Origin of the sequence: Bradyrhizobium yuanmingense, assembly GCF_900094575.1 — a bacterium.
Lineage (GTDB): Bacteria > Pseudomonadota > Alphaproteobacteria > Rhizobiales > Xanthobacteraceae > Bradyrhizobium > Bradyrhizobium yuanmingense.
Genome location: NZ_FMAE01000008.1, coordinates 135,672 through 150,721, shown reverse-complemented (window position 1 = coordinate 150,721; position 15,050 = coordinate 135,672). Strand labels below are relative to the sequence as shown.

General features: G+C 64.1%; 14 protein-coding genes and 1 tRNA gene. 9 read left to right on the top strand and 6 right to left on the bottom strand.

Annotation, left to right across the window (positions count from 1 at the left end; all coding sequences use genetic code 11):
- Positions 1-2: 2 nt before the first annotated feature.
- Genes GA0061099_RS28165 through GA0061099_RS28155 form a run of 3 tightly spaced genes read left to right on the top strand, consistent with a single transcriptional unit; the run spans position 3 to position 3,488 of the window.
- On the top strand, positions 3-1,208 hold the full coding sequence (locus tag GA0061099_RS28165) for a class I SAM-dependent methyltransferase (protein WP_036027646.1): 1,206 nt from the start codon (positions 3-5) through the stop codon (positions 1,206-1,208).
- Positions 1,209-1,217: 9 nt separating this feature from the next.
- Positions 1,218-2,423 carry a class I SAM-dependent methyltransferase gene (locus GA0061099_RS28160; protein WP_036027647.1) on the top strand — a complete coding sequence of 402 codons (1,206 nt, stop codon included), beginning with the start codon at positions 1,218-1,220 and terminating at the stop codon, positions 2,421-2,423.
- A gap of 3 nt (positions 2,424-2,426) precedes the next feature.
- On the top strand, positions 2,427-3,488 hold the full coding sequence (locus tag GA0061099_RS28155) for a Gfo/Idh/MocA family protein (protein WP_036027649.1): 1,062 nt from the start codon (positions 2,427-2,429) through the stop codon (positions 3,486-3,488).
- Here the strand turns inward: GA0061099_RS28155 and GA0061099_RS28150 are convergent.
- Positions 3,451-5,145 (bottom strand): hypothetical protein, encoded by a 1,695-nt coding sequence (locus GA0061099_RS28150; RefSeq protein ID WP_036027651.1) that lies wholly within the window; start codon positions 5,143-5,145, stop codon positions 3,451-3,453. The two genes, GA0061099_RS28155 and GA0061099_RS28150, sit on opposite strands and share 38 nt — an antisense overlap.
- 136 nt (positions 5,146-5,281) lie before the next feature.
- Between GA0061099_RS28150 and GA0061099_RS28145 the strand changes: the two genes are divergently transcribed.
- The 3 genes from GA0061099_RS28145 (at position 5,282) to GA0061099_RS28135 (ending at position 7,199) form a co-directional block, all read left to right on the top strand.
- Positions 5,282-5,788 carry a hypothetical protein gene (locus GA0061099_RS28145; protein WP_036027653.1) on the top strand — a complete coding sequence of 169 codons (507 nt, stop codon included), beginning with the start codon at positions 5,282-5,284 and terminating at the stop codon, positions 5,786-5,788.
- A gap of 4 nt (positions 5,789-5,792) precedes the next feature.
- Positions 5,793-6,299, top strand: a complete 507-nt coding sequence (locus GA0061099_RS28140; protein WP_036027654.1) for a hypothetical protein — start codon at positions 5,793-5,795, stop codon at positions 6,297-6,299.
- Between the two features lie 138 nt (positions 6,300-6,437).
- Positions 6,438-7,199, top strand: a complete 762-nt coding sequence (locus GA0061099_RS28135) for a glycosyltransferase family 2 protein (protein ID WP_036027656.1) — start codon at positions 6,438-6,440, stop codon at positions 7,197-7,199.
- A 105-nt stretch (positions 7,200-7,304) separates the two neighbouring features.
- On the opposite strand, the gene GA0061099_RS28130 is transcribed toward GA0061099_RS28135, so the two are convergent.
- A tRNA-Trp gene (locus GA0061099_RS28130) sits at positions 7,305-7,380 on the bottom strand.
- 148 nt (positions 7,381-7,528) lie between these two features.
- On the opposite strand from GA0061099_RS28130, the gene GA0061099_RS28125 reads away from it, so the two are divergent.
- Positions 7,529-8,764 carry a serine hydrolase domain-containing protein gene (locus GA0061099_RS28125; RefSeq protein ID WP_036027658.1) on the top strand — a complete coding sequence of 412 codons (1,236 nt, stop codon included), beginning with the start codon at positions 7,529-7,531 and terminating at the stop codon, positions 8,762-8,764.
- A 191-nt stretch (positions 8,765-8,955) separates the two neighbouring features.
- Here GA0061099_RS28125 and GA0061099_RS28120 read toward each other — a convergent pair whose 3' ends face one another.
- Positions 8,956-9,723: an SDR family NAD(P)-dependent oxidoreductase gene (locus tag GA0061099_RS28120; protein ID WP_036027660.1), complete on the bottom strand. Its 768-nt coding sequence runs from the start codon at positions 9,721-9,723 to the stop codon at positions 8,956-8,958.
- A 34-nt stretch (positions 9,724-9,757) separates the two neighbouring features.
- On the bottom strand, positions 9,758-10,456 hold the full coding sequence (locus GA0061099_RS28115; protein WP_074448153.1) for a histidine phosphatase family protein: 699 nt from the start codon (positions 10,454-10,456) through the stop codon (positions 9,758-9,760).
- Positions 10,457-10,589: 133 nt separating this feature from the next.
- On the opposite strand from GA0061099_RS28115, the gene GA0061099_RS28110 reads away from it, so the two are divergent.
- Positions 10,590-11,375: an SDR family NAD(P)-dependent oxidoreductase gene (locus tag GA0061099_RS28110; protein WP_036027664.1), complete on the top strand. Its 786-nt coding sequence runs from the start codon at positions 10,590-10,592 to the stop codon at positions 11,373-11,375.
- 400 nt (positions 11,376-11,775) lie between these two features.
- Positions 11,776-12,948: an acetylornithine deacetylase gene (gene argE / locus GA0061099_RS28105; protein WP_036027666.1), complete on the top strand. Its 1,173-nt coding sequence runs from the start codon at positions 11,776-11,778 to the stop codon at positions 12,946-12,948.
- A gap of 142 nt (positions 12,949-13,090) precedes the next feature.
- On the opposite strand, the gene GA0061099_RS28100 is transcribed toward argE, so the two are convergent.
- Together GA0061099_RS28100 and GA0061099_RS28095 are read right to left on the bottom strand one after the other, a co-directional pair.
- Entirely contained in the window at positions 13,091-13,717 is a 627-nt protein-coding gene (locus GA0061099_RS28100) for a LysE family translocator (protein ID WP_036027667.1), read from the bottom strand.
- A 248-nt stretch (positions 13,718-13,965) separates the two neighbouring features.
- The gene (locus GA0061099_RS28095) at positions 13,966-15,024 is read right to left on the bottom strand and encodes a phosphotransferase family protein (RefSeq protein ID WP_036010960.1); all 1,059 of its coding nucleotides are present in this window, start codon (positions 15,022-15,024) and stop codon (positions 13,966-13,968) included.
- Positions 15,025-15,050 lie beyond the last annotated feature (26 nt).

Below are 15,050 nucleotides of genomic sequence, written 5' to 3'. Positions count from 1 at the left end.
CCGTGACCGACCATTGCCGCCTTTGCCATTCGACCAACCTGCGTCCGGTCATCGACCTCGGATTGATGCCGATTGCGCATCGCCTTCGGCATAGCCGAAACGAGCAGGAGGAACGCTATCCGTTCGAGGTGCTGGCGTGCGGCGAGTGCGGCCTGCCGCAGATTGTCAAGCCGATCGATCCAGACATCCTGTATCGCCAGTTCAACTACAATTTCAGCAGCTGGAAGCCGGAGCCGCACCAGGTCGACGAGCTCGACACCATCGCGGAATTTTCGAAGCATCAGTCCGTGTTCGAGATCGGATGCAACGACGGCCTGTTCATGGACAGGCTGCGCGAGCGCGGCGCGAAGGTCCTGGTGGGCGTGGAGCCCAACCCGGTGTCGGGCAAGATCGCCCGCGAGCGCGGCATCAAGGTCTATTCCGACATGATCAGCCCGGCGCTGTGTCACGACGCGGTCGCCCAGGCCGGCAAGTTCGACCTCGTCGTCTCGCGTCAGGTGCTGGAGCACATCGTCGATTTCGAGAACTTCTTCGACTGCGTGAAGATCGCGCTCAGCGACGAAGGGCTGCTGTTCATCGACGTGCCCGACTTTGATCCCGGTTCAACGGCGGGCGACCTCTCCGTCCTGTGGGAGGAGCACGTCAGCTACTTCACCGAGCCGACCCTGCTCGCGCTCTTGGCTCGGCACGGCTTCGAGACGGTGTCGGTGAAGAAATACAACTTCAGCGGCGGCAGCCTCGCGGTCGCCGCTCGTCGTGCAACCCGTGACGTGACGCCGCCGCCTGCGCCCTCCGGCGTCGGTGAGAAATTCGGCCAGCGCGCAAGGGAGTACGGCGCGCGCCTGCGGCCGATCCTCGCCAAGGCCCGTGCGAACGGCGCCGAGATCGCGATCTACGGCGCGGGCTGCCGCGCCTGCACCTTCACCAACGCGCATGAGCTGGCGGATCTCGTCGACCTGTCGGTCGACGACCAGAGGGAGCGTCAGGGCCTGTTCCTGCCCGGCACCGGCATACCGATCCGTTCGCCGGACGAGCTCGCAGGCAAGTCGGAGCCGCTCGTCTGCCTTCTCGCCGTGAACCAGGAAAACGAAGCCAAGGTCAGCAGCCGGCTGCGCGAGAACGTGAAGCGGCCGCTGCACATCGTTTCGATTTTCGCGCCCTCCGACATCTGGAGCGAGCTCGACCGGCTCGAGGCGGCCTTGGGTTAGGGACGCGGCATGGCTGACGAGAAGCTCTTCAATTACTACGAACGTCAGGACGTCCTACCGACGTTCGGGAATTTCAAATCGGCCGCCGAACTCGATGCATATGCCAGCCAGCGGCGCGAGCTGTTTTCAGACAAGCTCGTGCTGCCGCCGCGGCTGTTCCGCGATGCGGAGGTGCTCGAATTCGGTCCTGATTCCGGTGAGAACGCGCTGGTGTTTGCCGGCTGGGGCGCAAACATGACGCTCGCCGAACCGAACCGGCATGCGCATCCGAAAATTGAGGCCTATTTCGCGCATTTTGGCCTGACCGAGCGCCTGCGCGAACTCGCGTTGGCCGATGTCGAGGGATTTCGCAGCGAGCGCCGCTACGACATCATCGATGCCGAAGGTTTCATTTACACCGTGCAGCCGACCGAAAATTGGCTCGGCGTCTTCGACCGGCTGCTCCATCCGGACGGTTTCGCCGTCGTATCCTATTACGAGCGCTATGGCGGCTTCTTCGAGCTCGCGCTCAAGGCAATCCATGCCGCCGGCAAGGCTTTGTCGGGCCGTCCCGCACTCGCAACCGCGAAGACGCTTTTCGACGCGAAATGGAACAGCATTCCGCACACCCGCAGCTTCGAATCCTGGCTGATGGACGTGCTCGAGAACCCGTTCGTCCGGCATCGGTACTTCCTCGACGCAGCCGCCTTGTGCACGGCAGCGCATGAGCAGGGATTCGACATCCATTCGGCGTGGCCAGCCTATCGCGACAGCCTGGACGTTTACTGGCACAAGAAGGTTCTCTCCGCCGACGAGAAGCTGCGGCGTGCGGCGCGCCATCTCGACCGCAGCCGCCTCAGCTTCCTCGGCGGACGCAAGCTCTACCTGGTCGGCAAGGCCGATGCCGTGGCGGTGATTTCGGCATCGATCGAAACGCTGGTTCTCGACGTCGACGCGATGATCGACGCCCCCTTCGGCGAGAGCCTGCCGCGCGTGATCGCGAGCCTTGCGTCCTTACGCGAGGCGATCCGAACGACGGACATTCTCGCGGACGATGCTTCCGACATCGAAACCATCGTTGCGACGCTCGACAGTTTCCACCGCATCTTTGGCGCAATCGGGCGACGCGATGCGCCCGCGGTCACGGCCCTGACCCAGACAGATCCGGCGTTCATCAGCACCTGGGGACAGCCGGCGCATTTCCTCGTCATCCGGAAGCGGTTCAAGGGATCATAGCCAGTGAGGCCAGGCATTGGCATCATCGGAACCGGGATGGTCGGCCAGATGTGCCACCTCGCCAATTTCGTCGCCAATCCCGCCTGCCGCGTCGTCGCCATCGCCGATCTCCGGCCGGATCTCGCTGCCGCTGCAGCGCAGAAGTTCGGTGTCTCGCGGGTCTATGGCACGCATCGGGAGCTGCTTGCGGACAGCGAGGTCTCCGCCGTGGTCGTCGTGACGAAGCGGCGCGCGACCGGGCCAATCGTCCTTGACGCGCTGAACAGCGGCCGCCACGTGCTGTCGGAAAAACCGATGGCCTATACGACGGCTCAGGCGAATTTGCTGGTCGAAGCGGCGCGGCAGGAAAACCTCGTCTACAGCATCGGCTACATGAAGCGTCACGATGCCGGTGTGGCGCGCGCGTTCGAGGTGCTGACGCGCTTGCGCAACGACCGATCGCTCGGAGACGTGGTCCGTGCCAAGGGCTGGTGTTTCGGCGGCGACACCGGCCGGTCGCGCGACAATTTCGTCATGACCTGCGAAACGCGGCCGGACGGGATCGAGCTCTGGCAGGACGGTCCCGACTGGATGCCGAGCGCGATGCGGGCTGGCTACGACAACTTTCTGAACGTCTTCAGCCATATCATCAACCTGGCGCGCTACTTGCTCGGATCATCGCCAACGGTCGCCGACAGCTCCGTCGAAACTTCGGGAGCCGCGCGCATCACCCTCGACTTCGACGGCATCGCTTGTACGCTGGATCTCGTGAACGGGTCCGAGGGAGCCTGGCGCGAGGGACTGACGATCGATTTCGAGCGCGGCGCCCTTACCATCGAATTGCCAGCGCCCTTCGCCGAAGAGGAGGCACGGGTCATCCTCGATCATCAAGACGAGACCACGCAGCTCGTGCATGCAACCAGCTGGGCATTTCGGCGCCAGGCCGCTGCCTTTGTCTCCGATGTTACCGAACGACGGATGCCCCTCGCGTCTGGCCAAGACTCGGTGACCGACATCGCGCTTGCAGAAGCGATCTGGAAGCGGCGCGCTAGCGGCCAGGCGAGACATCTTCGCTGGCGCCGTTGAGCGGCAAGATTCCAGCGATCGGGCCGACCGTGATCTTGACCTCCGCGAGTTGAGCCAGAAACTCTGCAACGTCACAGCGCGCCAGCAACCGACATGCGTAGTACTTTCGCACCAATGCCCGGTCCGACGCAGCTCCAGAGCCCGCCTTCAACAAGATCGTCGCCTGCGGTCCCGACGGATCGAAATGACGGAATGCAGTTCCCGGAGCAACCCGCTTCCACTCCATTTCCTGGAGGATGTCGGGCCGCTCGGCACGCAAGGCAAACCCAAAGAAGGGCTGATTGCCCCAGGCGAGCCGGAGCATACCGGTGACTTCGGCCAGGCCGAACGGCACGTCCCGTGACCGATAGTCGAAGAATCGGTCGTCGAGCGCGTAGACCGTCGCCGTGGGCTGGATCCGGTCGGCGAGGCTGCGCGTCAGAGCCTCCTGCTTCAGCGTTCTCGCCTGCATGAAGACGTAGTCATTCCACAGCATTCCGATCCATAGGATCGAGCCCAATCCGAACAACATCGCAACGGCGGCGGTCGGGCCGATCCAACGTTCGGCCTGACGCTTGAACGCGAGAAGCGCCAGCCCCGCCGGCACGCCAAACAGCAGCAGGTGACGGCTTTCGTAGAAATGCTTGGACGAGGGACGCAGGCCGGCAATCAGATAGGGCGAGGACAACGCGAGGAACAAACCAACGGCGAGGATGAGCGGCAAGGCGGTCGCCCGTCTGAGTGCAGTTGCCTCTGTGCCGGGACGAGGTAGCAGCAATGCGACGCCGACGAGCACCGCAGCCAGGACAAAGGGAGCCGGGACCTGGATTGCCGCCCTGATCGCGTGGCCCACGACGTCCCTGTAGCCGGCGTCGAAGAACGCCTTCCATCCGCTCGCCAGCTCCCCGAGGGTCGGCAAATGGGCGCCATAATGCTGCGCGTACAAACCGATGCGCTTGAACCAGATACCAAGCGTGCCCGCATAAACAAGAGGAAGGGCAATCAATTCCGGATAGCCCAAAGCACAGCGCCAGGCTGCGAGCCATGCACGACGAACGAAGCCATGCGCAACGGCTCCGCTCCGCCATGTTGCAACGAACAGTCCGAGCATGACACAGGCATAGAGCACAACCGTCGAGTTGAGCGCGAAGCTGAGCACGAATAGGCATGCACAGGCCACGCGAAGCAACACACGCCGCCAGCCCTGCGCGCTGAAGGCGAGCGTCAGCAGCCATGCGCCGACGAACAGGAGTCCGAAGCTGAAGACATAGACCGCGTTCGCCTTGCCGGCCCAAAGCTGATAACCGGGATAGGTCCAGACGATCAGAGCGAAGCCGACCGCTTCGGCGCGGTCGAGCAGATCGAGCCGTATCGCTGTCAGCATCAGACACACCGCGCCGAAGACGATTCCGGCCAGTGCCAGCGATACCATCACAACGACTGGGGCGCCGGTCCAGTTCGCGAACGTGTCGTAGCTGTAGAAGATCGGATGGCCGGCGCCATTCAACAGGAAATCGATGTCGATGAAATAGTCCGGACGCGGCTTGAGCACCAGCCAGTCGTCCATGAACAGGCCGTCATTGAGAAGCATCGGCGCATGCGCGACAAGCAGCACGACGATCAGGATGGCTATGGCGCGCAGCGACGGGGACAAGCTCGGAGGGGAAAGAGAGGACATCGTCGGCGAGGATTCGCACGCCCACGCGGCGACCGCAAGGCCGGGGCGCCAGGGCTCCCTTGACCGCAAAAATGCGACCTCCTATAGACTGCCACTCTGGCTGGGCCTTCAGAGGCGTCCGGGACGGTTTTCCACAATGAACATGCTACCGGGCCCGGCGCAAGCCGCTGCGATTGGTCTCAGCCTCGCATTTCCATTGCTTTTGCTGCTTTACGCGCGCATCGCCGCCACCGGCGGAGCCGGCCGTCGCTTCCGGCTGGGCAGCGTCAGCGTCGTCATCCTTTACGCCGTCGCCTGTATCGCCCTTCCAGGTCAGCGCCACGTCGGCGATGTGCTTGGCGGTCTCTTCCTGCTCGGGACCGCAATGATGCTCTGCTACATCCTGTTCAGCCTGCTGGCCTGGGGCTTCACGCTGACGCTGCTCACCGCACTCGTTCAGGCTGGACATCCTCTCACCCTGGAGCAATGGGCGAGAGCCTACATGCAAGGTGGAGATCTCGGCACCTTCACGCACAACCGCCTGAAGCTCCTGATCGGGGCCGGGATGGTCATCACGGCGGACGGCCGGCTTGCCCCCACCTCCAAGGGGGTTGCGGTAGCGCATCTCGTCAAGCTCGTTCGTCTGTCGACAGGCCTTGGGTGAGTCGATGTCCTTTGCTGTCGGACTTGCCGCCGTCGCCGTGTTCGCCCTGCTGGCGCCTGCCCTGCAATTCATGGCCCGCGCACGCGCTTGGCCGCTCGGACCCGTGACCCTGCTGGCGATTGCCACGGTTGTCTCGCACGGTCTCGGGGTGATGCTCGGAATTCTCTTCGTCCCGCAGCTTCAGTACTGGGACGCCGCATCGATTTTCGGATTTTGCGTCATGGCTTACGTGTTCGCCTTTGGCGCCGTGTATAAATCGGTTTCGCTGGGCATCCTGCTCAGTCTCGTCGATCGCCCCGATCGCAGGGCACCGCTATCGGAGATCGCTGACGGGCAGGTTCCAGATCTGTTCCGCGGACGAATTGGGAACTTGGTCGATGGCGGCCTGGTGGAACGGTCCGATTCGCACTTCACGGCGACGGCGGCGGGCCGGAATATGGCAGGCCACGTCGGACGGCTGCGCCGCGCCTTCGGCATTGGCGACACCAGCCTCTATGATTTTTCCGACTAGTTGCGCGGAACACACACATCATAGGTTTCGCGCCGGTCTTGTGGGCATACCGGCGAGCCGCATTGTTCGCCCGGTTCAGATGACCTAGACTTGCATGGGGTCACCGGGACAAAGTGGCCCCGCCAACGGGCGCATACAATGACACCTTCCAGGGCGGCAAAAAGGCTTACGATCGTCATTCCTGCATTGAACGAGCAGGACAAGATCGCCGACACGATCGACGGCGTGCTGCCGCTCGCCCGCGACCTGCTCGACGATTTCGAGATCTTCCTGATCGACGACGGCAGCACCGATGCCACTGGCGCGATCATGGACGAGTTCGCAGCCGGCGAGCCGCGCATCATCGTGCATCACAATGCCGAACCGCGGGGTGTCGGTGCTGGCTTCGAATTTGCGCTGTCGCGCGCGAAATTCGATGCCATCACGCTCATCCCCGGCGATCACGCCTTCCAGAACGAGGGTGTTGCCCGGATGTTCAAAGCGGCGGGCGCCGCCGACCTCGTCATCACCTATCGCGACAACCAGTCGGACCGCTCCGTCAACCGCTCGCTGCAGTCGCATTCGCTGCGGTTCATCCTGAACTGCCTGTTCGGCTTCTGGCTGTCCGACTATCACAGCATGATCGTCTATCCCGTGAAATGGCTGCGCCAGATCGCGGTCAAGGCCGACGGCTACGGCTACCAGATCTGTGCGCTGATCTCCCTGCTCCAGCTCGGCCTCACCTACGTCCAGGTTCCGGTGAGCCTGAACGCGGAGCTGAAGGGCTCGTCGCGCGCGCTGCGGCTGCGCACCTATCTCGAGCTCGGCGGGACCATCCTTTCCCTGCTGCGCCGCGTTCCCATCCGGAACGTCAACCTCAGGCAGATTCCCGCCGACGCGGAACGGACCCCGGCGCGCTAGGCCTCGCCGGACCACGACACGGCACCTCCAGCACAGCGGCTGCGAGAGCACGGGCGCGCGCGGGACGCCCTCCCGCCGCAATCTAGTCTAAGTGATTGATTTGGCTGGCAGGAGTGGCAGGGCTCGAACCTGCGACCCCCGGTTTTGGAGACCGGTGCTCTACCAATTGAGCTACACTCCTACGAACCCGCGTCGCCGCGGATCAGGGGCGCTTTCAAGCACAGAGAGTGGCCGGTTTGCAAGGGTGAACCGCGCCGGCTTCGCTTGTTTGTGCCGGGGGTTCTGGGCCACAGTCCATCGGCCATAACGAAAAACAATCGGGAGTGCCCATGACCGCTACAGCGACCGCCACTGCCGCCCCGCAGGCCGCAAACGCGCCCCACACCCCAGCTTTGCCGGAAGCGCGCCCAGAGACGCTCGGGCTGTCGCGGCCACGGCTCCAGGCCATGTCGGACGCCTTCAAGCGCGAGATCGACAAGGGAACCGTTCCCGGGGTCACGGTGCTGGTGGCGCGACGCGGCCAAATCGGCTGGTTCGAGGCGCTCGGCAAGCAGAGCCCGGCAGGCGCGGCGCCGATGGCGCGCGATTCGATCTTCCGCATCTTCTCGATGACCAAGCCGATCGTTTCGGTTGGCATCATGGCGCTGGTCGAGGACGGACAGCTCCTGCTCAGCGATGCCGTCGCAAAGTTCATACCGGAGTTCGCGAGCCAGCAGGTCGGCGCCGTCAAGGACGGCCGGTTGGAGCTGGTACCGCCGGCGCGGCCCATGACCGTGCAGGACCTGCTCCGCCACACCTCCGGCCTCACCTACGAGCACCAGGGCGACGGCCCCGTGCACAAGCTCTACCAGGAGTCCCGCGTCCGCAGCCGCAAGATCACCAACGCCGAACATGCCGCGCTGGTGGCGAGCTTCCCGCTGGTCTGCCAGCCCGGCGCGGAGTTCAACTACAGCCGCTCCACCGACATCCTTGGCCGCATCATCGAAGTCGTCAGCGGCAAATCGCTCGGCGCGTTCCTCACCGAGCGCGTGCTTGCGCCGCTCCAGATGGCCGAAACCGGCTTCTCGACAAGCCAGGCCAATGCCGGCCGCCTTGCCGAGCCTTTCGCGGCCGACCCGTGGACCGGCGACAAGGTCGCCCTGTTCAACATGCTCGAGCAGCCCGTGATGGAGTCCGGCGGCGGCGGCCTGGTCTCGACCACGATGGATTACGCCCGCTTCTGCCTCATGCTGCGCAATGGCGGCACGCTCGACGGCAACAGGATCATCGGCCGCAAGACCCTGGAGCTGATGGCCTCCGATCACCTCGGGCCAGGCGTGCCGACCAACGGCACGCTGCTATCGCCGGGCCATGGCTTCGGCCTCGGCTTTGCCGTGCGCCGCGAGGCCGGCATCGCGCCCTTCCCCGGCAGCGTCGGCCAGTATTTCTGGAGCGGCATTGCCGGCACGTTCTTCTGGATCGATCCGAAGGAGGATCTGTTCGCAGTGTTCATGAGCCAGGGGCCGGGACAGCGCGACCACACGCGGACCCTGGTGCGGGATCTGGTGTACGCGGCGGTGGAGTGAGGCCCTGCGCTTACGCGCGACGCCGTATCATCATCCGCACTGTCATGCCCCGCGAAGGCGGGGCATCCAGTACGCCGCGGCGGTCATTCGTTCACACAACTGCGGCTGCGGGGTACTGGATCGTCCGCCTTCGCGGGCGATGACCGCTGTGTATGGGTGGACTACGTGCCCTTTCCCTTCCGACAAACGCATCAACTGATCGTCGCGCCGCCGTCGATCACCATGGTCTGGCCGGTCATGAAGTCGCCGGCCTTCGAGCCCAGGAACACGGCCGCGCCGGCGATCTCGTCGGGGATGCCGATGCGCAAGAGCGGCGAGCGCGAGGTCGAGGCTTTCAGGTTCTCCGGATTGTCCCACAGCGCCTTGGCAAAATCGGTCTTGATCAGGCCCGGCGCGATGCAGTTCACGCGAATGTTGTGCGGGCCGTATTCGCAGGCGAGGTTGCGCGCGAGCTGCATGTCGGCGGCTTTCGAGATGGCGTAAGCGCCGAGGATGGTCGAGCCCTTGAGGCCGCCGATCGAGGAGACGATGATGATTGAGCCGTCCTTGCGCTCGATCATCTGCGGCACCACCATCGAGATCAGCCAATTGTTGGCGACGATGTTGTTGTCGAGGATCTTCCTGAACTGATCGTCGGAGATGCCGGCGAGCGGGCCGTAATACGGATTCGATGCGGCGTTGCAGACCAGCACGTCGATCTTGCCGAAGGCGCGGTTGCTCTCGTCGACGAGGTTCTGCAGATTCTCCTTCGACGAGATGTTGGCGGCGACCGCGACCGCGGTGCCCTTGCCGAACCTGTCGTTGATGCCTTTCGCCACCTGGTCGCAGACGTCGGCCTTGCGCGAGGAGATCACCACCTTGGCGCCGTGCTCGGCCATGCGCTCGGCGATCGCGAGCCCGATGCCGCGCGTCGAGCCCGTGATGACGGCGACTTTCCCCTTCATGTCGAACAAGGTCATGTTTCTCTCCCAGATTTGATTTTCGTATTCAGTATCAGGCCAGCTTCTTGACTTCCGGCCCCGCCGGCTGATGCATCGCCGCGTGCGCTGGATCGGCGATCCACGGCTGCTGATTGACCATCGGCAGCCGCCAGACCGTGCGATCGGGACTCGCAAAATAATCCAGCCGCGTCACCGAGCAATTGTCGATGTCGAACGACAGCCCGCGCTCCGGCTGCCCGCCGAGCGCGAACCCCACTGCCGCCCTGATAGTGCCGCCATGCGCGACTGCGATGATGTCCTGCCCGGCCGCCTCGGCGTTGATCCGCTCGATGGTGCGGCGCGTGCGGTTGTACAGGTCCATGAAGCTTTCACCGCCGGGCGCGGGCTCGTTGATGTCGGCGAACCAGCTCGCACCGACGGGGCGGCTGGCAATGAACTGGGCGCGGTTCATGCCCTGCCAGCGGCCGAGGTTCTGCTCGGCGAGATCCGCCTCCCATTTCAGCGCTGCCGGCCTTGGAAAACCCGCGGCCCAGATCGCCTCGGCGGTCTGATGGGTGCGCATCAGATTGCTCGAATACCAGACCGCCTGGCGTGGCAGCACCTTGGCAACAGCGTTGAACACGTAGGTATCGCTGGTATCGCAGGCGATGTCGCTCTGCCCGTAGATGTTGCCGCCGTCGTTGCGCACCGGCGCGTGACGGACCCACCACCACCGCGTGATGACCACGTTCGGCTTGTCTGCACCTGCCATCGAAACCCTTCCATCCCGTCTATTGTCGCTGTACGTGAGTAGTGAACGCGTCTCAAGACACTTTGCCGTTTGAAATCTTGTTTGAAATTCCGTCGCGCGGCAAGCGTCGTGCACGAGCAAAAGGGAGAAACGCATGGGTCGCCTGCAAGGCAAATCCGTCATCATCACCGGCGCCGGCAGCGGCATCGGCCGCGCGGCTGCGCTGCTGTTCACCAAGGAGGGCGGCAAGTTGATCGCGGTCGATCGCACCGAGGCGGTGAAGGAGACGGTCGAGGAGATCAAGAAGGCCGGCGGCGTCGCGGAAGCGATGGTTGCGGATGCCGGCTCCGAACGAGACGTCATCGCTGTGATCGACAAGGCGGTGAAGACGCACGGCCGGCTCGACGTGATCTGGGCCAATGCCGGCGTCTCCGGCGGACTCGTTCCGCTCGCCGAGCAGACCGTCGAGCATTGGCAGGAAATCCTGCGCGTCAACCTGATCGGGCCGTTCCTCGCGGTGAAGTACGCCATGCCGCACATGGTCAAGCAGCAGTCCGGCGCGATCGTGCTGACCGCCTCTGTCGCCGGCCTCAAGGCCGGCGCGAGCGGGCATCCCTATGCCGCGAGCAAGGCCGGCGTGATCAGCCTGGTGCAGACCACGGCGTATTCGCTCACCGGCACCGGCGTGCGCATCAATGCGGTCTGCCCCGGCCTGATCGAAACAGGCATGACCAAGCCGATCTTCGACCGCGCCAAGGAGCGCGGCACCCAAGACAAGATCGGCCAGCTCAACCCGCTCAAGCGGCCGGGACAGCCGCACGAGCTCGCGGCGATGGGACTGTTCCTGGCGAGCGACGAGGCTTCGTATGTGAACGGCCAGGCGTTCCCGGTCGACGGCGGCTTGACGGCATCGATGCCATATACGGGCAAGCCGGTTTAGTTCGCAGGTCGTGTCCCGGACGCGACGCAGCGCGCAAGCGGTGCGGCGCAGAGCCGGGACCCAGCAGGCTACGTCGCTCGCTGCTGCACGGGCCCCGGCTCTGCAGCGCATCGTCGAACCGGACGATGCTTCGCATCGCCGGGGAGACGCTGCGCAGCGTCCGGGCCACGAGACGTGAGTTTCAGGTACACAGCTGCCTCAATCCTTCATTGCGAGCGCAGCGAAGCAATCCAGAATCCCTCCGCGGAAAGACTATGGATTGCTTCGCTGCGCTCGCAATGACGGTCGTGTGGTGGGCAGCATCCGGGCTGCGGGACTGTGTTGATTTGCTCGACCGGGGCTCACGTTGGTATGGTTCCTGCAGGCAACTCAGCCTCCATTCCCTGACAAGACCGTGACAATGCCAAGCTCAAGACCCGACCGCATCCGAAAACTCCTCGCCGACCTCGTCTCGTTCGACACCGTCAGCGACCGCACCAACCTGCCCCTGATTGCCCATATCGAGAGCTATCTCGCCGCGTTCGGCCTCAAGGGTGAGCGCATCGTCGACGAGACCGGCGAGAAGGCTTCGCTCTGGGTCACGATCGGGCCGGAGGATCGGCCGGGCTTCGTGCTGTCGGGCCATACCGATGTGGTGCCTGTCGTGGGCCAGGACTGGAGCCATGATCCGTTCAAGCTGGTGGAGCGTGACGGCAAGCTGTACGGCCGCGGCACCACGGACATGAAGGGCTATGTGGCGGTGTGCCTCGCCATGGTACCGGAGATGGTGGAGGCGAGACTCAAGACGCCGATTCATCTGGCGATCTCCTATGACGAGGAGATCGGCTGCGTCGGCGTGCGGCCGATGCTGCACGAGGTCGCGAAGAAGAGGGTCCGGCCGCTCGGCGCATTCATCGGCGAGCCCACCCAGATGCAGGTCATCATCGGCCACAAGGGCAAACACGGCGTGCGCGCCACATTCCACGGGCTTGCACGTCATTCCTCGATCGCGCCCGACGGCGTCAATGCGATCGAATATGCCGCCGAGCTGATCGTCGAGATCCGCCGCCGCGCCGTGGCGCTGGCGGCCGTGCGGTCGACGGACAGCCTCTACGATGTCCCGCATTCGACGCTGCTCACCAGCATCGTGCAAGGCGGCGCAGCGCTGAACATCGTGCCTGATACCTGCACCGTGGATTTCGAATGCCGCGGCATCGGGATCACCGAGTCCAAGGAGGTGACTGATGCGATCGTCGCCTGGGCCAAGGCCGAGATTGAGCCGGCGATGAAGGCGAGACATCCCGATTGCGGCATCGATTTCGAGGAGATCCTCGACTATCCCGCGCTCGACACCGCCGCCGACGCCGCCATCGTCACGCTGGCCAAGAGCCTCGCAGGACGCAACGACCACGCCAAGGTCGCGTTCGGCACCGAGGCGAGCTTGTTCGCCGACATCGCCGACATTCCCTCCGTGGTGATCGGCCCGGGCTCGATCGCGCAAGCGCATACGCCTGACGAGTTCGTGGAGATGGCAGAGCTGGAGAAATGCGCGGGCTTCGTGGAAAGGCTCATCGCGCATTGTGCGAAGGGGTAGCTCGTCGTCATTGCGAGGAGCGAAGCGACGAAGCAATCCAGACTGTCACCACAGAGAGGTTCTGGATTGCTTCGCTGCGCTCGCAATGACGGGCGTGTAGGAACCTCCTGCCCGGATATCGCTGTACTCATCCGCTGCGGGCTCACCGCTCCTGCAGGGCCAGCCTCACGCCGACGGCGCAGTAGATGGCGCCGACCACCTTGCCCTGCCACTTCACCACCGCCGGATGGCGGCGCAGTAGGTTGCCGAGACGACCGGCGCCGACGGCGAACACGACAGTGCTGACGAGACCGAGCAGCACGAAGACGACACCGAGAATGGCAAGCTGAAGTGCAGGCGCGCCGTGCTCCGGCTTCACGAATTGCGGCAGGAACGCCAGGAAGAACAGTGCGGTCTTGGGATTGAGCACCTCGGTCAGCACGGCCTCGCGAAAGGCACGGCCCGCGCCGATCGGAGGGGCACCGCCGTTCAGCGCGATCGGCGCCTCGTCCAGCATGGCCCGAATGCCGAGATAGATCAGGAAGCCAGCGCCGGCATATTTGACGATGCTGAACAGCAGCGCCGAGGTCGCGATGATCGCCGAGAGTCCGACAATCGCCATCCCCGTATGTACCAGGTCTCCAGCGGCGATTCCCGCACCCGTGGCGATGCCGACCTTCGCTCCCGAGCTTGCCGCCCGCGCCATCGTGAGCAGCGTCGCTGGTCCCGGGATGAAGACGAAACCGAGCACGATGAGGACGTAGGTGATGAGGGTAGTGTGGTCGATCATGCGCGGGTCTCCCGGGGCGGATTGGGCAAAGGGATACAAGGACTCGGTCGCTGCGAAAGGCACTTGCGCGGTGTGAATTGCGAGTCTTGGATTCCGCCTCCTCGTCATTGCGAGCGCAGCGAAGCAATCCAGGGGGCCACCGCGGAAAGAATCTGGATTGCTTCGCTGCGCTCGCAATGACGGCGCGTGTGGAGCAGCGCTTACCAAAACAAAAAAGGGCGCGGCCATCAGCCGCGCCTTTGTTCTTCCTACACCGCCCCCGCCTTCTGCGCGTATTCCCATGAGGCCTTTGACAGCGGCACGGTGCGCTTGGCGGATTCGAGCGCCTTGGCGTTGGCGGCGGTACCGTCGCGGACGCGGCCGGCGATGCCCTGGGTGATGCCGGCGAGACGGAACAAATTGTAGGCGAAGTACCAGTTGAGATCGGGCACCGTCATCTCTGTGACGTTGCAATAGATCTGCGCGGCCTCTTCGAGGCTCGGGATATTGAGCGCCTTGAGGTCGGCACCGTCAAGGCCCGGCATGATCCATTGCATCAACAGATAGGTGAAATCGGCCATGGGATCGCCGAGCGTCGACAGCTCCCAGTCCAGCACCGCCTGCACGCGCGGTTCCGTCGCGTGGAAAATCATGTTGTCGAGGCGATAGTCGCCATGGACGATGGAGACGCGCGCCTGCTCCGGCACCGTCTTCGGCAGCCATTCGGCGACCTTCTCGAATTCGGGAATGTGCTGGGTCTCGGAGGCCCGATATTGCTTGGTCCAGCGATCGATCTGGCGGGCAAAGTAGTTGCCAGGCTTGCCGAAGTCGCCGAGCCCGATGGTAACAGGGTCGAACATATGCAGCTTGGCCAGCGTCTCGATCTTGCTGGTGAAGATCTTGCGCCGCGCTTCCGGCTCCTGGCTCGGCAGCGTCGGATCCCAGAACACGCGCCCCTCCTCCATCGACATGATGTAGAAGGCCGCGCCGATGACGCCGTCGTCTTGGCACAGCGCATAGGCGCGCGCGACCGGAAAGCCCTGCTTGCCAAGCGCCGCGATGACGCGATACTCGCGGTCGACTGCATGCGCCGAGGGCAGCAGCTTGCCGAACGGCTTGCGGCGCATCACGTAGGAGCGGTTCGGTGTGTTGAGGCGATAGGTCGGGTTGGACTGCCCGCCCTTGAACTGCAGCACCACAAGCGGGCCTTCGAAGCCTTCGACGTGCTCGCGCATCCAGGCCTCGAGCCGCATCTCGTCGAAGCGATGCCGCTCCTCGACCGGCTTGGTGCCCGAAAACTCCTCGTCTTTCCTGACGCCGTCAGCCACGGTCACGCTCCCTCTTCAGTCCGAAC